We start from the raw sequence: 19792 nt of genomic DNA, 5'->3' as shown, positions 1-19792 counted from the left end.
AATGCCATTTATTTTTCTTCGTTAAATAAGTTTAACTTCTTCACCCAATTGGTTTTTTTCTCCAAAAGGAAAATATCCACAAACAACAACAGAAAAGCAAATCCTAAAAACCACTGAAATTGAGATTCAAAATCGGCCATTTGTGTCGATTCAAATTCGGTTTTCTGAATATTATCCAAGGTTTTTTTGATGTAATCCAATACTTCTTTGGTATTATTTCCATTCACATAACCGCCTTTCGTTGCTTTGGCAATTTCTTCAAGCCCGGACTGATTTAACTTAGTTACTACTACCTCATCATTTTTATCCCTCTTGTAACTTTGAACCACTCCGTTGACTTTTAACGGAATCGTTCCACCTTTTTCAGTCCCGATTCCTACCGTAATAATGCGCATTCCCATTTTATTGGCTTCTTCGGCAGCGGCTTCGGCACCTTCCGAATGGTCTTCTCCGTCCGAAAGCATAATCACCAACTTGGAAGTTTTGCTTTTATCATCAAAATAAGTCCCTGACAATCTGATGGCTTCATCCAAAGAAGTTCCCTGCGAAGAAACAATATCGGTATTCATGCTTTGCAAAAACATTTTGGCTACGCTGTAATCGGTCGTGATGGGCAAAACCGGGAAAGCGCTTCCGGCATAAGCCACAATTCCGATGCGGTCGCTTCCTAACTGATTGATAATTTGCGAAACAATTTGCTTGCTCTTCTCCAAACGATTTGGAGCAACGTCTTCTGCGAGCATACTTTTAGAAACGTCCATTGCAAAAACAATGTCGATTCCTTCGCGTTTTACCGTTTCTAATTTGGTCCCGATTTTTGGATTGACTAATCCGATAATCAAAGCTAATAAAGCCAACAAAAGAACAATCAATTTTAAAACGGGTTTAAAAACCGAACGTTCCGGACTAAGTTTATTGATGATTTCCAAATCGCCAAATTCCTTTTGTTTTTTCTTTTTCCAATACATATTCATCAGAAAAAGTAAAACCACAAGAGGCAATACAATCAGTAAGTACAAATATTTTTTTTCGTCTAATTCCATAATAATTTTTGATTGTTGATTAACGATTTTTGATTGCTGAAGTGCCAAATCAAAGATCAAAAATCGTTAATCTTCATTCAATAAATCTTTTTATATAAAGCTTCTGTAAACTGTATTTCGCAATCCAATTTCGATTAAAACTAAAATACCGGCTAACCACACAAAAGGGCGGTATTTTTCATCATAATCATAAAACTTTAATTCCTGTATTTCGGTTGTTTCCAGTTTGTTGATTTCGTTATAAATCTCTGCTAATTTACTGTTACTCGTTGCTCTGAAATAGGTTCCGTCCGTTTTGGCAGCGATACTTTTCATCAGTCTTTCATCAATTTCCACCTTCATCATTTGGAACAAAAATTGTCCGTTTGGAGCTACTGCATAAGGAAACTCCGCCATTCCGTTAGTTCCAATTCCGATGGTATATACTTTTATACCGTATTGTTTGGCGATATCAGCGGCCGTTTCCGGCTCGATAAATCCGGCGTTATTTACTCCGTCCGTCAATAAAATAATCACTTTACTCTTAGCCTGACTGTCTTTTAATCGGTTTACGGCTGTTGCCAATCCCATTCCTATTCCGGTTCCGTCCTGTAAAACATTATCATATTTAATACTTTCAATCGCCTGTTCTACAATGGCTTTATCACTGGTTACGGGCGTTTTAGTATAAGCTTCAGAAGCATAAACCACTAATCCAATTCGGTCATTAGGTCGTTGTTCAACGAAATCAGTAGCTACTCTTTTTAAAGCTTCCATACGGTTAGGCTTTAAATCTTTGGCCAGCATACTTCCTGAAACGTCCACTGCCATTACAATATCAATTCCTTTAGTAGTTTTAGTTCTATTGCTAATATCCACTGTTCTGGGTCTCGCCAGTGCCACAATTAAAGAACTTAAAGCCAAAAGACGCAATACATTTAAATAAGGTTTTAGCTTTGCTAAAGTAGATTGCTTGGTTTTAAAACCTTTTATCGAACTCACTTTTAAAGTTGCCGATTGCTGATTTCTTTTTAAAACCAGCCAAATAATGGCCAATGGAATCAAAAGAAACAACCAAAAAAACTCCGGATTTAAAAAAGTTATTTTTACCATTATCTGCCTTCATTTTTTAATTCAACGGAACTTAACACTCTTTCCGAAATTTCATTTGCATACTTGTCTCCTTCCTGATGTAAAATCAATATCTGTTGTAAACCACCTTCCTGACTAAACATCAAAACTTCATAATACATTCTTTGCTGATCATTAGTTATCGGACTTACTCTGGAGAAAGTTCCATAAGCTTTTAAACCCGTAATTCCCTCCTTAGTCTCATAGTCTTCCTGTTTCACAATCATATTTTGCGCGCCTTGGGACTCCATAGCCTGTAATGAACCATCCATCGATTTTTTCAAATCTATTTGTCCTTCTTGTTTGTACTTGAGAGTTGAAACCATCAAATAAAAATCATCAATCAAACTTCCATAAACAAAAGATTGCATTTCTTTAATTAATGCCATTCCCTCTTTAGGCAAGGATTTTGTCAAATCGGTACGCACCAAAACTTTAGGGGTTTCTATCTGAACGGCCGGATTTCCGTATTCACTTTTTACCCATTCACCTTCCAATAATTCTTTTGACGGATGACCGATAAGATTGTCTTTTACATAATCAAATCCTCTGGTTGCCATCAAATAAAAAGTAGTGGCTAACAATAAAAAAAGAACAGAAGCTACACTGATAACAATACGATTGTTTCTTTTTTTCTTTAATTGAAGTGCAATTTGTTTTTGTCTTTGAACTTCATTCAGTAAAACATCTTCTTCCTCCGGAATTTCAACCGGAATCGAACTATCCAGTGTTAAAATCGCTTTTTGTATTTTATTTTTATCCTCGGTAATTTCATATTCCAAAGGTTTTGATTTGGCAAATTTTACTAAATCGGCCTGTTTTAAAACCCTTTCTAAATTTTCGATTGTCTCAGCCGTAACGGTCATTTTCTTTTTTACCGAAGCCGCTCTCAATCCTGCAATCAATTCAGATGTGGTGCTTTCCATTGCCGGAATTTCTATCGCTTCTTCGATATAATTTCGGGCAATATCAGTCAGTTCGCTATAATATTCCTTTATTGCTCCTTTTTGCCAAAGCTCTTTCTTTTCCAGATTATTCAATAAACTGGTTGCTTTTTCAATTGGCGTTTTATAAACTTCTTCTTCTATTTTTTTCTTTTGCTTATGCTTTAAGAAGAAATATACCCCCGCAGCAATTATATGAATAAGCAAAAATCCCAAAAGATATTTCCACCAATTACCTATTGAATAAGTAGCCGGCTGAATATCCTTAATGTCATACATTTTTTGCTTTAAAGTATCCACGGGAACATTGGCCACCTCAACCGCAATCGAATCACTCAAATACGGTTTGTTGTTAATTACGATTTTCACCGCCGGAATCACATAACGTCCGGAGTCAAACTGTGTTAAGCCATATTTTTTAATCAACTCATAACGGTCGTTATTTTTTACCGTATCAATAGGATAAGACTGGATTACTTCAAGAGCACCAAGGCTTTTTAAATTTGGAAAAACAACCTTAGACAAAGTATCTACCGAAGTTTTTAAAGTCAGTTTGAACTCGGCTCCTATTTTATTTTTAGTGGTATCGATACTTGTTTCTACTCTTTTTTGAGCAAAAATGGCAGTAGAAAACAGAAGTAATAAGAAGAATATTTGTTTTTTCATGTTTTTAAAACATTTGTTTTTCAACTCCTTTCCTTTGTTGGAAGGCTGAGAGAATGCTTTATCTCGATTTGAAATAGCCCAGTAATTTGGTTACGTAACTTTCGTCAACTCTTGTATTTACTACGCCTGAACCTGATTTACTGAAAGTTTCTTTGAAATAATTCAATTGGTCATGATAATATTTTTCATAACTCATTCGAACGGCTTTTGAACCGGTGTCTACCAATTGCATTTCGCCGGTTTCAGCATCCAGCATTGGAACCATTCCCAGATTTGGCATTTTCTCTTCGCGAATATCATAGACACGAATTCCCGTCAAATCATGTTTTTTAGACGCAATTTTCAGCGTTTGCTCATAATCGCTCGCCATGAAATCGGAAATCATAAAAACAATCGCTTTCTTTTTTTGTGTACTCGACAAAAACTTCAAGGCCTGAGCAATATCCGTTTTATGACTTTTGGGTTCAAACTCGATTAATTCACGAATAATTCGCAATACGTGCGAACGTCCTTTCTTGGGCGGAATATACAATTCGATTTGGTCCGAAAACAAAATCAAACCAATTTTATCATTGTTTTGTGTAGCCGAAAAAGCCATCGTGGCAGCAATTTCTGTTACGATGTCTTTTTTAAATTGATTTTTGGAACCAAAACTCTCCGAACCTGAAATATCCACCATCAGCATCATGGTCAATTCGCGTTCTTCTTCAAAGACTTTTACGTGAGCTTCGTTATAACGGGCGGTAACATTCCAATCAATGTTTCGAATATCATCACCATATTGGTATTGACGTACCTCACTAAAAGTCATTCCACGCCCTTTGAAAGAAGTATGATATTCCCCGGAGAAGATATGATCGCTCAGTCTTCGGGTTTTGATTTCTATTTTTCGTACTTTTTTTAAAAGCTCTTTTGTATCCATTTTTTTCAGTTGTCGGTTGTCGGTTGTTTGTTGTCAGTTAAACAGATTACTGTCAACTGACAACTGATAACTGCAAACTAAATTAAGGTACTTCTACTTCGTTTATAATTTTATTGATGATATCAACCGAAGTAATATTTTCAGCTTCTGCCTCATAAGTCACTCCAACTCTGTGACGCAACACATCATGAACCACAGCACGAACATCCTCAGGAATTACATAACCTCTGCGTTTGATAAAAGCATAACATTTTGCCGCTGTTGCCAAATTGATACTTCCACGAGGCGAAGATCCAAAACTGATTAAAGGTTTTAAGTCTGCCAATTTATATTTCTCCGGATAACGTGTCGCAAAAATGATATCCAGAATATATTTCTCGATTTTTTCATCCATATATACTTCACGAACCGCCTGTTGCGCACGCAAAATTTGTTCGATAGAAACCACCTGATTTACTTTGTCGTAATTTCCGGAAAGGTTTTGACGAATTACCAAACGCTCTTCGTCCATTTTTGGATAATCAATAACCGTTTTCAGCATAAAACGATCCACCTGAGCTTCCGGCAATTGGTAAGTTCCTTCCTGCTCAATTGGGTTTTGTGTAGCTAAAACCAAAAATGGTTTTTCTAATTTAAAAGTAGTATCACCAATGGTAACCTGTTTTTCCTGCATGGCCTCTAACAAAGCAGATTGTACCTTAGCAGGAGCACGGTTGATCTCATCGGCAAGAACGAAATTAGCAAAAATAGGTCCTTTTTTAATCGAGAATTCATTTTGCTTAATATTGTAAATCATCGTTCCAATAACATCGGCAGGTAATAAATCCGGTGTAAACTGAATTCGGCTGAATGAACCATGAACCGCTTGCGAAAGGGTATTAATAGCTAAAGTCTTAGCCAATCCCGGAACTCCTTCAAGCAAAATATGTCCTTGCCCTAATAATCCAATCAATAATCGTTCAACCATGTGCTTCTGACCCACAATCACCTTATTCATTTCCATAGTAAGAAGGTCTATAAAAGCACTTTCTCTTTCTATCTTTTCATTGATCGCTCTAATGTCTAAAGTCGCTGTATTCTCTTCCATAAAATTATTTTTAATTCCTTGAATTTAATGCCTTAGTTTTGAGAGTGCAAATTGAATTTTTTTTTAAAGGTAAGATGTTAAAAAATGGTTAAAACTTCTGCCAATACTGCAATTTTAAGGACGAATTATGATACAATTTCCATAATTTTAAGAACTTTAAAAATTAGTCTTTGAAAAAAAGCAAAATCTCTTTTATTTCAAAAAAAAGCAAATCTAAACAACAGAAATTAAAGCCTTTAGAAATAAATCTGACATTTGTTCCTTTCCGGAAATTTATTCTGCTGTAATATTTTATTTCTTCGCAAATAAACAACAGCAACTTATTTTTAGAATCGACAAAAAATACTTCAATTAAATCATGAATAAAACAGCATTAATAACCGGAGCCACCAGCGGAATTGGAAAAGCAACGGCTCAACTTTTGGCACAAAATAATTACAACCTTATTCTTTGCGGAAGACGCAAAAACCGACTGGAAGAGCTGGAAAAAGAATTAAGTCAACTGACAAAGGTTTACAGTCTGGAATTTGATGTAAGCGACAAAAAAACCGTTCTTGAAAAAATAAATTCCCTACCCGAAGCCTTCTCTAAAATTGATATTTTAATTAATAATGCCGGAAATGCACACGGTCTGGATCCAATTCAGGACGGCGATTTAGACGACTGGGAAAATATGATTGACATCAACCTGAAAGGACTTTTATATGTTTCGAAAGCAATAATTCCAAAAATGATTGCTCAAAAATCAGGTCACATCATCAACATCGGTTCCACAGCTGCCAAACAGGTTTATCCAAACGGTAATGTGTATTGCGCCACCAAACACGCTGTAGATGCGTTGAACAAAGCAATGAAAATGGATTTAAACCCTTACGGAATTCGTGTGGGAGCTATTCACCCCGGACTGGTTGAAACCGAATTCAGTCAGGTACGTTTTAAAGGTGATATCGAAAAAGCGAGTAATGTTTACAAGGGTTTCACCCCGTTAAAACCAGAAGATATTGCCGACATTATTCATTTTGTTATCTCCAGACCTTATCACGTAAATATTTCTGATTTGGTTGTCATGTGTACCGCTCAGGGTTCAGCAACTATGATTCAACGAGAAGAATAAGCATAAAAAAAAACAGCTCCGTAAAGAGCTGTTTTTCTTAATTAGCTATTATAATTTTTAAAATTATGGTAATGCAACTAACGTAATAGTTCCCAAATCATTTACCTCTCCATTTTCAACGACCACACCTTCTATTGTTTTTACAGCTTTCCCTGAACCTTCCTCAGGAGTTAAAGTAACGGTATAAGTTCCAGCTGGCACACCATCTAATTGGAACATTCCTGTTTCTTCATTAACATATGCTTCTATAGTGGTATCACCTACTGGCACCGAAGCAACAACCTGATAACCTTCAAGGATTGGGTCAATTTTACCTTTAATCACTCCCGATGTAGCCGTAGCTGAAACGCGAATAACCGGTTTTAAATTAAAGCTTCCGGAAGTTCCTGCCGTCACAATAGATTTAGAAACATCAAAATCCAACACAAACTCATACGTAGCTCCTGCCTGTAAAGTTTGATTTACCTGCAATTTCAAGCCGGATTGCATAGCACTTGGCGTAGCCAATGGATAATCTACTCCATCTTTAACAAAATAATTTCCATCTCCTAAAATTAATCGGATTTGTCCCAATTCTCCTGCCGGAACAACATTATCAGCCAATAAGAGACTTACTCCTCCTGTTAAATCCAATAAATTTTGTTCACCGGGAACAAATTCATCACTAGCGATACTTACCCAACCTTCCTCTCCGGTATCAGTTGAAGCCTTTATCTTTATATCCTGAACATTGATATATACTGCATCATAATCTCCGGGAGCATCGGTCATTCGAACCATCATTCGCGCAGTTTGATTACTGTCGTCATTATCATTACAAGCAGTAAAAAAAGTAGCCAGAAAAACAATGATAAAAAATAATTGGGGGCGAAATTTAATCTTTTTCATTTTTTCTTATTTATTTAAAATTAGTATATTGACAACGCAATAAAAACAACAATATTGCCAAATAACTGTTGTTTTTTATTCAAAACTCAAATCGTAAATCTTTTTTTCAGATGATTAACAAACGACTTTTAATAAAGAATTTGCTGGCTCATAATGATGAAAATAGTTTTTACGATAAAAAACGCCAATTAAATTTACACACAAAAGAAGGTAAATCCAAATTTTTAAAGCATATATGTGCTTTATCCAACTCTAATCCGGCAAACAACTCTTATATTGTCGTAGGCGTTGAAGATCAGGACAATGAAATTATTGGCGCCGACTTTTTTGACGACAGTCACATTCAAAATCTCATCAATGCCTATTTAGATAATCCTCCGAAAATTCAATACGAAAATGTGCCTTTTCCTAACCTGCCCAAAGACAAAGTAATCGGACTGGTTACTATAAAACCTAAGAATAAAATTTCCTCTTTCAAAAAAGGAATTCACACCATTCCTGCTCACAGTACTTTTATCAGAATAGGAAGCAACACCACTCCCACCGAAGACAAAATCGAAAAAAACTATCTGAATACCGCAACGGTTATTGACCTTGAAAACAATTCGCGAAATAATATCAAATATACGCTGGACGGTTTTTTTGATTTTATGAATTACAGGCACAAAGACATGGATCCCAAATACAAGGTTTTCAAAGAATTATTTGTCATCTGCTGGGCCGGAATTCCCAAAACAGTTCGCGAAAAAACCTTCTTATCCCGCGTGGATATTGAGTTAATTAACGAACACATCAAACTTTTTTATTCTGCTCAGGATGTTATCACTATTTCCTTTGACGAAAACAGTTTTACCATTATCGAATATGTTCCCCTCGGATTAAACGACAAAACCAGTTTTTATCCTTTAGAACAACAAACCATCTTTTTCTTTGAAAACGGCTATTACAAAATTGAGAGCAAAATGCTTTTTGAACCTCCGGCTTTCAATAAAAAAATGCTTTTCCACATTTACAACAACAATCTGGCAATTGTAAGCAAACTAAAAAAAGACATACAGCTTAGCTCCAGAGAACAAAAAGATTTGGAAAACCTGCCTTCAACATTTATGATTTGTTACCTCAACGGTTTTGAAGAGGCCAAACAAAAACTAATCGATGCCAAAACACACCTAAAACCCTTTCCTTCAGTCTATTTATCTTTCAAAGAAGCCATGCGGATTTTAAGAAAAATGAAATACGACGTCCAATAATTTGACAAATTCATTTTTTAGCTAAAAGAAAAAAGCATTCCTTTTTTGTCTGTCAATCAATTTTTATTAAATTGGGAAAACAAAAGCAGCATTCAAAAAAATGAGAACATTAGTTATTGGAGATATTCACGGTGGTTTACGCGCCTTACATCAAATTCTGGAAAGAGCTCAGGTTAGCTCAAAAGACAAACTGATTTTTCTGGGAGATTATGTGGATGGCTGGAGCCAATCACCGCAGGTATTGGATTTTCTAATCGAGTTAAACACCAAAAACAACTGTGTTTTCATCAGAGGCAATCATGACGAACTGCTTTTACATTGGTTAAAAGACAACAAAGATAATTTGTTGTGGTACAATCACGGAGGTGAAGCAACCGTTATTGCTTATGAAGAAGTAAGCCACGAAAACAAACAAAGACATATTGAGTTTTTACAATCCCTGCAGGATTATTATCTGGACGAACAACAACGTCTTTTTATTCATGCGGGTTTTACCAATATGAACGGCATCAACTTTGAATATTTTCCCAAACTGTTTTATTGGGACAGAACCTTATGGGAAACCGCTCTGGCATTAAACCAAAATTTAAACCCAGGCGACTTATCCTATCCCAAAAGATTAACCTTATACCATGAAATTTACATTGGCCACACTCCGGTTACCCGAATTGGAAAAACTGTTCCGGTAAACAAAGCCTGTGTTTGGAATATAGACACCGGAGCTGCTTTCAAAGGACCTTTAACCATCATGGATATTGACACTAAAGAATTTTGGCAAAGCGAACCTTTGCACCAATTATATTTTGACGAAAAAGGAAGAAATTAAATACATTTGCAATAAAAATAAAATTATGAGAAAAATTTTCACATTACTTACAATGCTAACAATCAGCTTTGCAAATGCTCAGGCTTTTAACGGAAAAGGAGATACTAAATTTGATGTGGCAGCCAATATTCAGGAACATGGTTCGGGAATAAGAGTTTCTACCGATTTTGGTTTGGGTGAAAATATTTCCGTGGGCGCAACAGCCTCTTATTTACTATCTGTTGACAAAGACGGATTAGGCAACAAACCTGATTTTGGTGACAGAGCTGATCTTAAAGTCCGTTTTAATGCAAATCTGGGCAATGTTTTTAATGTAGATGAAAAGGTCGATATTTATCCGGGATTGGATTTAGGACTGAGAAACTTTGGCGCACATTTGGGGGTTCGTTATTTCTTTACAGATGGTTTTGGAATCATGAGTGAAATTGGTTTCCCTATTGCCAAATACAAACCCGAAGCTACCGGATTTGAACGTTTAAACAATCAGTTCACCTTTAATATTGGTGCTTCTTTTAATTTATAAAACCATACTTTTTAGAATAAAAACGGCTATTTGAGTTTCTCAAATAGCCGTTTTTATATTTATCACTTCTTACGTTTTTCAAAACAGAGACTAATTTCTCATCGTAATGAAGAAATTTTAAAACTCCCGTTTTCTTCAACAACAGTAAGATAAATATTTATTGCTTTCCCCGAATATTTATCGAGATATTGCACGTTAAATTTATTTTCTAAACCTGATAATTTACTTACGGTAAAAGTTTCTATCCAATCTAATGATACATCCTGAGCTTTAACAAATGGATTATAATCCAGTTCATTATGCTCAAATTCATTTGAAATACTGTCTAATAAAGATTTCGTACAAAATTTAATTTCAATTGAATCTAATTTTCTTTCCGATTCAGCGATATTTTCGTTTGCAAATTCTTTTATGTAAGCACTATAAAATTCCTTTAGCATTTTTTGAATGGCAGCACCCTTATCAATTTCATTTTTAGAACTTTCAATGGACAATTGTTTTTTAGATTCCAACGGTTCTTTTTTACAACTGTATAAAAAAGACATTAGCAACATACAGACAAAAACAGTTTTCTTAGTATTCATATAAAACAAAACATTTACAAATCAAATTTTATTCCCTGCGCCAAAGGTAAAGTACTACCATAATTGATGGTATTGGTTTGACGACGCATATACACTTTCCAGGCATCCGAACCCGATTCGCGACCGCCGCCCGTTTCCTTTTCTCCTCCAAAAGCACCGCCAATTTCGGCACCGGAAGTTCCAATGTTTACATTCGCTATTCCGCAATCCGAACCTGCAGTTGACAGGAATAATTCGGCTTCGCGCAAATTGTTCGTCATAATTGCCGAAGACAATCCCTGCACCACATTATTCTGAATCGCAATCGCATTTTCAACGGTTCCGCTATATTTTAGCAAATACAAAATCGGGGCAAAAGTTTCGCATTGTACGATTTCAAAACTATTTTCAGCTTCTACAATCGCCGGCTTCACATAACAACCACTTTCGTAATCTTCTCCCGAAAACACGTCTCCGTTCACAAGAATTTTTCCGCCTTCAGCAACTGCTCTTTCTAATGCTTTATTGTATTTTTCAACCGCATCGGCATCAATTAACGGTCCCACATGATTGTTTTCATCCAGTGGATTTCCAATGCGTAATTGCTGGTAAGCCGCCACCAAAGCTGCCGCGACTTTATCATAAATATTTTCGTGAATAATCAATCTTCGGGTTGAAGTGCAACGCTGTCCGGCTGTTCCCACAGCACCAAAAACAGCTCCGATAACCGTCATTTTAATATCGGCATCCGGAGTAACAATAATAGCGTTGTTTCCACCCAATTCCAACAATGATTTCCCTAATCGGGCAGCCACGGTTTGAGCTACTATTTTCCCCATTCGGGTAGAACCGGTTGCTGAAATTAACGGAATTCGGCCATCATTAGTCATTAATTCCCCCATCGTATAATCACCGGTAATTAAACAGGAAATGCCTTCCGGCAACTTATTTTCCTGTAAAACCTGTGCTAAAATATTTTGGCAGGCAATTCCGCAAAGTGGTGTCTTTTCAGATGGTTTCCACACGCAAACATCACCACAAACTAATGCCAATGCCGCATTCCAGGACCAAACTGCCACCGGAAAATTAAACGCAGAAATAATTCCGACTACACCTAATGGATGATATTGCTCATACATGCGGTGATTGGGTCTTTCGGAATGCATGGTCAAACCGTGTAACTGACGGGAAAGTCCAACAGCAAAATCGCAAATATCGATCATTTCCTGAACCTCTCCGTAGCCTTCCTGCAGGGATTTCCCCATTTCGTAAGAGACTAATTTTCCGAGAGCTTCTTTATTTTGACGTAATTTTTCCCCAAACTGACGCACGATTTCGCCTCGTTTTGGAGCCGGAATCAAGCGGAAAACTTTGAAAGCTTCGGTGGCAGCCTGCATTACTTTTTCATAATCAGCTGCTGAAGTCGTTGTTACTTTAGCAATTAAAGCACCGTCAACAGGTGAAAAACTTTCCAGAATTTCTCCTGACGAAAAATTGTTTATTCCTGTTGATGTTCCTTCATTTATTTCCTGAATTCCTAATTGCGTTAATGCTTCTTTGATTCCAAATTGTGTTGCGATTGTTGACATGATATTTAATAGGTTTCGTGTTTTAGCCCCGGTAGCAACATCATTTATGGCCTTTCTTTAAGAACATAAAGATAGAGCGGATAACGGGTCCCGATAGCTATCGGGAAGCTCCTGAAAAAAATTATTTTTTGGCTGTAAATCTTGGGTCGGTGTCCATAACCGTTCCGCAATTTTCACAAGTGCGAAGACTTTCTGAATTGTAAAAATGCTCAAAATGAGGCAGGAAATCTTTTTCGATATTGTTCAATTCAAAATAAACTTCGTGCAACTTGTGATTGCAGTTGTCACAATACCACAGCAAGCCATCTGTAAAACCCTGTTTGGCTCTTTTTCGCTCAATAACCAAACCGATAGAACCTTCGGAACGCACAGGCGAATGCGGTACTTTAGCCGGATGCAGGTACATATCGCCGGCATTGAGCTGCATAATTTTTCGCTCGCCCTCTTCCTGAATGTGTACTTCAATTGTTCCTTCTAACTGATAAAACAACTCTTCGGTTTCATTGTAATGAAAATCCTTTCGGGCGTTAGGTCCGGCCACAATCATCACGATATAATCACCGGAATCCACATAAAGATTTTTATTACCAACAGGTGGTTTTAACAATTGACGGTTTTCGTCAATCCATTTGGTCAGGTTAAAAGGTCTTGAAATTGCCATGGCAGCTTATTTTAATAACAGCTAAGTTACAAAATCTATTTGGCTTCCTTTATCAAATAAACATAAACCGGAAAATGATCGCTAAAACCTACTTCGGTTGCCGAATGTCGCTTGGGATAACCTTTGTAGTTACCGGAATTTTGAATCAGATAACTTTTGTTGAAAATGCCGGCTTTCCAATATTGATAGCCTGAAAATTCCTTTTTTATCAGGGTTTGCGAAACCATAATCTGGTCGAAAATATCCCAGGAATCTCTAAAAGCAATAGTTCCCAAACCTTTTTTAGCCATTTCTTCAAATGGATTATAAATCCCCAATTCCGGAACTTCCTGTTGATTTGCTTTGGCTCCCAAAGCTTTTTTAATGCTGTTATTAAAAGGTCCGTCGTTCAAATCACCGAGGGTAATTACTTTGGCTTTCGGATTTATTTTTTGCAAAGAATCAATGATTTTGCGGTTTAACATTCCGGCAGCTTCCCGGTACGGACTGGATTTTTTCTCTCCGCCCGAACGCGACGGCCAGTGATTAACAATAATGTGTATTTCCTCTCCATCCAAAAAACCGCTTACTAAAAGTTGGTCCCGGGTAAAAATCCTGTTTTGATAATTATTTTCAGACAAGTCATCATCATTGTCTTCCACTGCTACAGCTTCCGGTTTCCCTTTGCTATAAATATACAAGGGAATATTCGTATAAGAAGTAGGCATGAAAAATTTCTTTTGAAACAACAAAGCCACATCAATTCCTCTTTTGTCCGGCGAATTAAAATGAATAATGCCATAATCCTGCATGGCTATATTAGGCTGTTGCACCAAATCTTCCAGTACATCCCGATTTTCAATTTCGGAACAACCAATCAAAGTAGGCGAATTAGTATTTTCAGGTTTTCCAATATCTGCGAGAACCCGCGCTAAATTTTGCAGTTTTTGATGGTATTTTTCAGCAGTCCAATGCTGACTTCCCCGCGGCGTCCATTCGTCATCGTACGTATCCGGATCATTAATTGTATCGAAGAGATTTTCAAAATTATAAAAAGCCACTGTGTGAATCCGATAGCTTTTGGGTTGTGAGAAAAACATTTGAAACCAAAACAGCAAAACAATAACAATCCCTTTTTGCATTTGCATAACTAATTCAATTTAAAGCGTTTTAGTAAATTTAAACCATTTCATACAATTTGCAATCATTTATTTTTTGAATTTCTTTATCTTTGTTTGGATGCTTCGCCAAGGCATTGCAACTTTATTTATTCAGGAAAAAAAGCCCTATGTTTACTTCTCAATTTTCAACATTTAATCTGCGATTTTGCTTTTCCCTGATTTTATTTTTTCAATTTTTCAATAATAGTCAAGCCCAAAAACAGATGATTACACCAGCCGCTTTACAAAAAGGAGACACCGTTGCCATTGTTGCCACCGCCCGAAAATATACCGACAACCAACTACAACCTGCGATTGATTTATTACACAGTTGGGGACTGGAAGTTGTTATTGGAAAAAGCATTGGATTAGACAACAATCAACTGGCAGGAACAGATGAAGAAAGAACTGCCGATTTTCAAACCCAGCTGGACAACCCGAATATCAAAGCGATTTGGTGTGTAAAAGGCGGTTACGGAACCGTGAGAATTATTGATGCTTTAGATTTTACCAAATTCAAAGAAAACCCAAAATGGATTGTAGGTTTTAGCGATATTACCGTTTTACACAATCACCTGAACACTTTGGGTTATAAAACCATTCACGGCATTATGCCGGTGAGTATTCCCAGAGCAACGGCTGAAGCCAAAGAAACTTTGAGAGAAGCCTTGTTTAACGAATCCATAAGCTATGAAGTTCCTTCTGACCCGATGAACCGCACCGGAGCAGCTAAAGGTGAATTGGTAGGCGGAAACCTCTCTATTTTATACAGTTTATTTGGCTCTCCATCGGCTATTGATTGTCATGAAAAAATATTATTTATCGAAGATTTGGACGAATACTTATACCACATCGACCGCATGATGATGAATTTAAAACGCAATGGTTGCCTGGAAAGCATCAAAGGAATTGTGGTGGGTTCGATGACCAAAATGAAAGACAACGAAATTCCCTGGGGGAAAAATGCAGTTGAAATTATTCAGGATGTGATTAAAAATTACAAAATCCCGGTGATTTATAATTTCCCGGCAGGACACATTCAGGACAACAGAGCCTTGATTTTGGGAAGTCAGGTTTCAATGGAAGTTACACTGGAGAAAAGTACGTTGAAATTTGAAAATTAATTTTTTACCATATAAGTCATATAAGTTTAAAAACAATATTACGAACTTATATCTCTTACTTTTAAGTAGTTTCTAAAAGAACAAATAAGACAAGAATAAAAACTTATATGACTTATATGTTTAAAAAAATCAAATAGTAATAAACAATGGCTGAGCACAACGAATTAGGAAAACTGGGTGAAGAATTAGCTGTTGAGTTTTTACAAAATAACGGCTATTCGATTTTAGAAACCAATTGGACTTTTCAAAAGGCCGAAATAGACATCATTGCCCAAATAAATGACACGCTGGCAATTATAGAAGTCAAAACCCGTTCTTCGATCGAATTTGGTCTTCCTCAGGACTTTGTAAACCAGAAAAAAATAAAACTACTTACGAAAGCCGTAGATAACTACGTAGTTGAAAAAGATCTCGACTGCAACGTTCGATTTGATATTATTGCCATCCAAAAAACCAATAAATCTTTTGTAATTGAACACCTTACAGATGCTTTTTATCACTTTTAACGTTAATTTTTCATGTTATTTTTGTAACAAATTGTTTTTTTAATTATATTTGCCCATATTTTTAACGATTTAACTAAGTAAATCGATATAAAAACTAAGTAAAAACACCTATATAATTATGAAAACTGTTTCCTCAATAGTCGAAAATTACATCAAAACAAAACCCTTTTTATTAAACGCCTTGTCACTGGGAATCATTAATTTAACTTCATTATCCAGGAACATCATGGCCGAATTAGAAAGCGAATTTGGTAAAGAAGTAAAACAGGGTGCTGTGGTAATGTCTTTAAAACGACTAACCGAAGAATTGGATTTCAGACTCAACCACAAAATCAACAAAGTAATTAAAAATATAGGTGAAATTACCGTTCGTTCTGCGCTGACTGATTACACTTTTGCGGTTTCGGAAACTGTTTTAAACAAACAGGCCGAATTAATTTCGGACATCAATAGTTTTCCGGATGTATTTTATACTTCTTCAAGAGGCGTAAATGAAATCAACATTGTAGTAAGCAATACCGTAAACAAACTGGTTGACAAACATTTTTCGAACGAAAAACTGATTCAAAAATTAGACAATTTAGCTTCCATTACAGTAAAATTACCAAAAGAAAACATTGTAGTTCCGGGAATTTATTATTTCATTTTCCAACGTTTGGCCTGGGAAGGAATCATCATCAACGAGGTAATTTCGACTTCTAACGAATTTACCATTTTAGTAGGTGAAGATCAGGTTGATGTGGCTTTCAAAGTAATCAAAGATTTGAAAAACTAAAACTAACATAACTCTTTTAGAAAGCAGGTTTTTATCTAAATTCCTGCTTTTTTATGCTTTCTTTCGAAATTAAAAAACTGAAAGAAAGTTTCATTAATACCCAAAACTCACTCCGGCCACCAGGAAATTTTTTCCGAAAAAATCAGTGTTTTTTGTCGCTCCGTTATGGACATAATTCAGCGAAACAGGCATCAACAAATTATCGCTCAAACTTATCTCTTTAGTTGCTTTTAATGACAAATTAACAAATGACGGCTTATTATAATTGGCAAAATTATAATACTCAGCTTTGTTATTTAAAACTACTCCCGAAGAAGCTAATAATTCAATATTTTGAAACAAATTAAAAGTATAACCTAATTCCAAATAAGTAGTGTAGTTGTGTCTTGGAATTTCATTTTTGGTGTAGCGATAATCGTTTCCACCAATTAATGTACTGATGGTCGCATTGAAAGGAAATCGATAACCCTCTGAAAAATCAAAATACAAAATCGCATCAACTGTTTGCGAACTCGTAGGACCGTAATTAAAAAACCGATTACTCACCCCCTCGACCCTCGAAACCGAGGGCCAGTAATAATCCCAAATCTGAACTTGCAAAAAATCAGTAAGCTGATAACTGGCGTAAAAATCTATTTCGCGATAACCTTTATAGTAGTTTTCATTATCCGGATAAAAATAATCCTTTTTAAAGTTAGTCGTAGCCCAACTTCCAATGGATAATCTTGAGGTTATTGCATATTCAGCCGAAGGTTGCACAGCCATATAATTTCCACCCCAACATTGGCCTCGCCACAAATACCGACTCACAATATCCACATTCAAACTCAGCTTTTTTTCTTTTAAAACGGAATCTGTCACTTGCTCCTTTTGCGAAAAACCAACAACTGAAACCAACAGCAACAAACCTAAAAAACCTGCTTTTACTATTTTCATCTAAATCAATACTTATCCATTAATTCAAACAAACGTTCTCTGCTCAAAGGTTTGGTAATGTAATCATCAAATCCTGCCTGCTCTATTTTAACCTTATCTTCGGAAGAAGAATAAGCCGTTTGAGCAATTACAGGCAGTTGTGGCCGGAAAACCCTAATCTGTTCTATGGCTTCAAAACCGTTCAAAACCGGCATTTTGATATCCATCAAAACCAAATCAATCGCAGCATTATGAGAACAAATATCTACCGCCTCCTGTCCGTTGACCGCACGGATAATTTGATAAGCCTTGTCTTTCATCATTTTTTGAAAAAGTAAAAAATTGATATTATCATCTTCCGCAATCAAAATCACTTTATTTTCTGATTTGGTCAATTCTTTTTCCCTGATAGATTTCACCTCAACAGGCTCATCCTTGGCATATTTCAACGGAATTGAAAAATAAAAACTGGAACCTTCCCCTATTTTTGACTCTAGTCGAATGCTTCCGCCTAAAATTTCGATATAAGCTTTTGAAATAGAAAGTCCCAAACCTAAACCTCCCACTATTATTGATTTGTCGTTTTCGACCCGCTTAAAACGATCAAAAACATGCTGATGCTGCCCTTCTTCAATTCCCAAACCTGTATCCTGAATGGCAAAATGAATCAGATTTTGTAACTCATCAATTTCATATTTAAACCGCACCATTCCCTCATCGGTATATTTAATGGCATTAGTAAGCAAATTGATGATGACCTGTTTTAGCTTAATTTCGTCCGTTACGATATTATTAGCAGCCGGAATGCTGCTCTTAATCAGTTTAAATTTCAAAGGTTTGCTTGGCGGAATGGTAACTTTAATGGTTTTATAAAGTTCGTCAATACAGGATTCCAGATTAATTTCGGTAAAATTAGGCGCAATCTGATTGGCATCAATCTTAGACATTTCAATCAAATCATCGATAATGGAAACCAGATTTTTTCCGTTTTGCTGAATAACATTCAAATATTCGATTCGCTCTTTTTCATTGAGTTCTGTATTCAAAATCAATTCGGTAAAACCGTTAATGGCATTCATTGGAGTCCGAATCTCATGGGATAAATTAGCCAAAAAGGAAGCTTTCAGCAAATCGCCTTCTTCGGCTTTTATCTTGGCTTTTATCAAATCTATTTTCTGATTGTTATTTTCTTCAAACAAATTACCAATATAACTGAACTCTCCGCTGGATTTTTTCAATTCGGCTATCGCGCTTTTACTTCCTTTTTGTAATGCTTTCCGAACCAAAAACAACGGGCGGTAAACCAGTTTTCGGGTGTAGTAAATACTGACCCCTAAATACAATAAAAACACCGCAATAATTACATATAAAATCCGGGTGGTGTTTTCAAAATAAACATCAAATTTTCTTTCGAAAAGCAATCTTCCTATCAGTTTACCTCTGGAATTTTTCAATGGAAATACAGAACTTACCATGTGTCGCTGTTCAGCAACAGCTTCATTATCTCCAATAATTTTAATGTTTGAAGAAGTGATTTTCTCTAAATTTATAAGAAATTTCGAATTGATTAAACGTACTGCAAAAAAATAACCGGAAACTTTAGTCTTCTTTTTAAAAGGATCATCAGAAGGGTGAATCGTTGCTCCGGTAACTTCAACAATACCTTCAGGGATTTTTATATAAAACTTTGCTACACCTTTCTTATCTAAAACTTCCATAGCCTGTTTGGGTATAAAATCGACCGTTTTAATTACAGGTGTAGGTGTACGGGTTATGAATTTCTTATTTTTATCGTAAACCCCTAAATAATCGGCACCGTAAATTTCCAATTCATTACTAATGGTTTCATCATACCAGGATTGATTTTTTGTAATGGTAAAATCGACAAACTCATCCCAATTGGTATCATTTTTCAGCGCGGTTAAAATAGGTTTAGACTCTAATAATAACAGCTGATTGATTTTACTTTCGAACAATTCGACCGAATTTCGATAAGCATCTTTCTCCGTTTTATTGATATAATACAACAAAACAGCATAGAGCATTAAGAAAACCACACTGGAGGAAACAATTAAAAAAAATATTTTTGGGGACGTTTTTTTAATGGTCATAAATCTTAGTACAAATCGGCTAAAATCATAAAAAAG

The 19792-nt window shown here is 36.0% G+C and carries 19 protein-coding genes; 7 read left to right on the top strand and 12 right to left on the bottom strand.

Annotated elements, in window-relative coordinates; genetic code table 11:
- Positions 1 to 8 precede the first annotated feature (8 nt).
- The 5 genes from B6A10_RS00875 to B6A10_RS00855 all read right to left on the bottom strand — a co-directional run bounded on the left by B6A10_RS00875 (position 9) and on the right by B6A10_RS00855 (position 5772).
- Positions 9 to 1043: a VWA domain-containing protein gene (locus B6A10_RS00875; protein WP_026712982.1), complete on the bottom strand. Its 1035-nt coding sequence runs from the start codon at positions 1041 to 1043 to the stop codon at positions 9 to 11.
- A 90-nt stretch (positions 1044 to 1133) separates the two neighbouring features.
- A complete protein-coding gene (locus tag B6A10_RS00870) occupies positions 1134 to 2135 on the bottom strand; it encodes a vWA domain-containing protein (protein WP_055091583.1) in 1002 nt (333 codons plus the stop codon).
- A complete protein-coding gene (locus tag B6A10_RS00865) occupies positions 2135 to 3763 on the bottom strand; it encodes a hypothetical protein (RefSeq protein WP_188219343.1) in 1629 nt (542 codons plus the stop codon). The genes B6A10_RS00870 and B6A10_RS00865 overlap by 1 nt, the downstream gene beginning before the upstream one ends.
- Before the next feature lie 58 nt (positions 3764 to 3821).
- The gene (locus B6A10_RS00860; RefSeq protein ID WP_188219342.1) at positions 3822 to 4685 is read right to left on the bottom strand and encodes a DUF58 domain-containing protein; all 864 of its coding nucleotides are present in this window, start codon (positions 4683 to 4685) and stop codon (positions 3822 to 3824) included.
- Positions 4686 to 4767: 82 nt separating this feature from the next.
- Complete coding sequence (locus tag B6A10_RS00855) at positions 4768 to 5772, bottom strand: AAA family ATPase (protein ID WP_055091589.1); 1005 nt, start codon at positions 5770 to 5772, stop codon at positions 4768 to 4770.
- Between the two features lie 358 nt (positions 5773 to 6130).
- Between B6A10_RS00855 and B6A10_RS00850 the strand changes: the two genes are divergently transcribed.
- On the top strand, positions 6131 to 6886 hold the full coding sequence (locus B6A10_RS00850) for an SDR family NAD(P)-dependent oxidoreductase (RefSeq protein WP_188219341.1): 756 nt from the start codon (positions 6131 to 6133) through the stop codon (positions 6884 to 6886).
- A 63-nt stretch (positions 6887 to 6949) separates the two neighbouring features.
- Here the strand turns inward: B6A10_RS00850 and B6A10_RS00845 are convergent, their stop codons facing one another.
- Positions 6950 to 7774, bottom strand: a complete 825-nt coding sequence (locus B6A10_RS00845) for a DUF4382 domain-containing protein (RefSeq protein WP_188219340.1) — start codon at positions 7772 to 7774, stop codon at positions 6950 to 6952.
- 110 nt (positions 7775 to 7884) lie between these two features.
- Here B6A10_RS00845 and B6A10_RS00840 point away from each other — a divergent pair, with 110 nt between their 5' ends.
- From B6A10_RS00840 to B6A10_RS00830, 3 genes are all read left to right on the top strand, one after another.
- Positions 7885 to 9024: an ATP-binding protein gene (locus B6A10_RS00840; protein WP_188219339.1), complete on the top strand. Its 1140-nt coding sequence runs from the start codon at positions 7885 to 7887 to the stop codon at positions 9022 to 9024.
- 100 nt (positions 9025 to 9124) lie between these two features.
- Positions 9125 to 9850: a metallophosphoesterase gene (locus B6A10_RS00835; protein ID WP_188219338.1), complete on the top strand. Its 726-nt coding sequence runs from the start codon at positions 9125 to 9127 to the stop codon at positions 9848 to 9850.
- A 25-nt stretch (positions 9851 to 9875) separates the two neighbouring features.
- A complete protein-coding gene (locus B6A10_RS00830) occupies positions 9876 to 10373 on the top strand; it encodes a DUF6646 family protein (RefSeq protein ID WP_188219337.1) in 498 nt (165 codons plus the stop codon).
- Between the two features lie 98 nt (positions 10374 to 10471).
- Here B6A10_RS00830 and B6A10_RS00825 read toward each other — a convergent pair whose 3' ends face one another.
- The 4 genes from B6A10_RS00825 to B6A10_RS00810 form a co-directional block, all read right to left on the bottom strand.
- Positions 10472 to 10957, bottom strand: coding sequence for a DUF3828 domain-containing protein (locus B6A10_RS00825; RefSeq protein WP_188219336.1), 486 nt, complete (start codon positions 10955 to 10957; stop codon positions 10472 to 10474).
- A gap of 14 nt (positions 10958 to 10971) precedes the next feature.
- Positions 10972 to 12525, bottom strand: a complete 1554-nt coding sequence (amaB, locus tag B6A10_RS00820; protein ID WP_188219335.1) for an L-piperidine-6-carboxylate dehydrogenase — start codon at positions 12523 to 12525, stop codon at positions 10972 to 10974.
- Positions 12526 to 12646: 121 nt separating this feature from the next.
- A complete protein-coding gene (locus B6A10_RS00815; protein WP_188219334.1) occupies positions 12647 to 13186 on the bottom strand; it encodes a 3-hydroxyanthranilate 3,4-dioxygenase in 540 nt (179 codons plus the stop codon).
- A 35-nt stretch (positions 13187 to 13221) separates the two neighbouring features.
- The gene (locus B6A10_RS00810) at positions 13222 to 14313 is read right to left on the bottom strand and encodes an endonuclease/exonuclease/phosphatase family protein (protein WP_188219333.1); all 1092 of its coding nucleotides are present in this window, start codon (positions 14311 to 14313) and stop codon (positions 13222 to 13224) included.
- Positions 14314 to 14549: 236 nt separating this feature from the next.
- Between B6A10_RS00810 and B6A10_RS00805 the strand changes: the two genes are divergently transcribed.
- From B6A10_RS00805 to B6A10_RS00795, 3 genes are all read left to right on the top strand, one after another.
- Positions 14550 to 15449, top strand: coding sequence for a S66 peptidase family protein (locus B6A10_RS00805; RefSeq protein ID WP_188219332.1), 900 nt, complete (start codon positions 14550 to 14552; stop codon positions 15447 to 15449).
- Between the two features lie 146 nt (positions 15450 to 15595).
- Complete coding sequence (locus B6A10_RS00800; RefSeq protein ID WP_026712967.1) at positions 15596 to 15955, top strand: YraN family protein; 360 nt, start codon at positions 15596 to 15598, stop codon at positions 15953 to 15955.
- A 118-nt stretch (positions 15956 to 16073) separates the two neighbouring features.
- Positions 16074 to 16730, top strand: a complete 657-nt coding sequence (locus tag B6A10_RS00795; protein WP_188219331.1) for an aspartate kinase — start codon at positions 16074 to 16076, stop codon at positions 16728 to 16730.
- 93 nt (positions 16731 to 16823) lie between these two features.
- Here the strand turns inward: B6A10_RS00795 and B6A10_RS00790 are convergent, their stop codons facing one another.
- Both B6A10_RS00790 and B6A10_RS00785 read right to left on the bottom strand, forming a co-directional pair.
- A complete protein-coding gene (locus B6A10_RS00790) occupies positions 16824 to 17666 on the bottom strand; it encodes a TorF family putative porin (RefSeq protein WP_188219330.1) in 843 nt (280 codons plus the stop codon).
- 5 nt (positions 17667 to 17671) lie between these two features.
- Positions 17672 to 19756, bottom strand: coding sequence for a response regulator (locus tag B6A10_RS00785; protein WP_188219329.1), 2085 nt, complete (start codon positions 19754 to 19756; stop codon positions 17672 to 17674).
- Positions 19757 to 19792 lie beyond the last annotated feature (36 nt).

Origin of the sequence: Flavobacterium pokkalii, from assembly GCF_014596575.1 — a bacterium.
In the GTDB taxonomy this organism is placed as follows: domain Bacteria; phylum Bacteroidota; class Bacteroidia; order Flavobacteriales; family Flavobacteriaceae; genus Flavobacterium; species Flavobacterium pokkalii.
The sequence above is the reverse complement of the archived record's forward strand: the minus strand, read 5'-3'. Positions and strand labels throughout refer to the sequence as shown.

Bases quoted from the DNA above. Each gene is read 5' to 3' on its own strand.
- B6A10_RS00875 (WP_026712982.1), bottom strand. From the start codon at position 1,043: ATGGAATTAGACGAAAAAAAATATTTGTACTTACTGATTGTATTGCCT.
- B6A10_RS00870 (WP_055091583.1), bottom strand. From the start codon at position 2,135: ATGGTAAAAATAACTTTTTTAAATCCGGAGTTTTTTTGGTTGTTTCTT.
- B6A10_RS00865 (WP_188219343.1), bottom strand. From the start codon at position 3,763: ATGAAAAAACAAATATTCTTCTTATTACTTCTGTTTTCTACTGCCATT.
- B6A10_RS00860 (WP_188219342.1), bottom strand. From the start codon at position 4,685: ATGGATACAAAAGAGCTTTTAAAAAAAGTACGAAAAATAGAAATCAAA.
- B6A10_RS00855 (WP_055091589.1), bottom strand. From the start codon at position 5,772: ATGGAAGAGAATACAGCGACTTTAGACATTAGAGCGATCAATGAAAAG.
- B6A10_RS00850 (WP_188219341.1), top strand. From the start codon at position 6,131: ATGAATAAAACAGCATTAATAACCGGAGCCACCAGCGGAATTGGAAAA.
- B6A10_RS00845 (WP_188219340.1), bottom strand. From the start codon at position 7,774: ATGAAAAAGATTAAATTTCGCCCCCAATTATTTTTTATCATTGTTTTT.
- B6A10_RS00840 (WP_188219339.1), top strand. From the start codon at position 7,885: ATGATTAACAAACGACTTTTAATAAAGAATTTGCTGGCTCATAATGAT.
- B6A10_RS00835 (WP_188219338.1), top strand. From the start codon at position 9,125: ATGAGAACATTAGTTATTGGAGATATTCACGGTGGTTTACGCGCCTTA.
- B6A10_RS00830 (WP_188219337.1), top strand. From the start codon at position 9,876: ATGAGAAAAATTTTCACATTACTTACAATGCTAACAATCAGCTTTGCA.
- B6A10_RS00825 (WP_188219336.1), bottom strand. From the start codon at position 10,957: ATGAATACTAAGAAAACTGTTTTTGTCTGTATGTTGCTAATGTCTTTT.
- amaB (WP_188219335.1), bottom strand. From the start codon at position 12,525: ATGTCAACAATCGCAACACAATTTGGAATCAAAGAAGCATTAACGCAA.
- B6A10_RS00815 (WP_188219334.1), bottom strand. From the start codon at position 13,186: ATGGCAATTTCAAGACCTTTTAACCTGACCAAATGGATTGACGAAAAC.
- B6A10_RS00810 (WP_188219333.1), bottom strand. From the start codon at position 14,313: ATGCAAATGCAAAAAGGGATTGTTATTGTTTTGCTGTTTTGGTTTCAA.
- B6A10_RS00805 (WP_188219332.1), top strand. From the start codon at position 14,550: ATGATTACACCAGCCGCTTTACAAAAAGGAGACACCGTTGCCATTGTT.
- B6A10_RS00800 (WP_026712967.1), top strand. From the start codon at position 15,596: ATGGCTGAGCACAACGAATTAGGAAAACTGGGTGAAGAATTAGCTGTT.
- B6A10_RS00795 (WP_188219331.1), top strand. From the start codon at position 16,074: ATGAAAACTGTTTCCTCAATAGTCGAAAATTACATCAAAACAAAACCC.
- B6A10_RS00790 (WP_188219330.1), bottom strand. From the start codon at position 17,666: ATGAAAATAGTAAAAGCAGGTTTTTTAGGTTTGTTGCTGTTGGTTTCA.
- B6A10_RS00785 (WP_188219329.1), bottom strand. From the start codon at position 19,756: ATGACCATTAAAAAAACGTCCCCAAAAATATTTTTTTTAATTGTTTCC.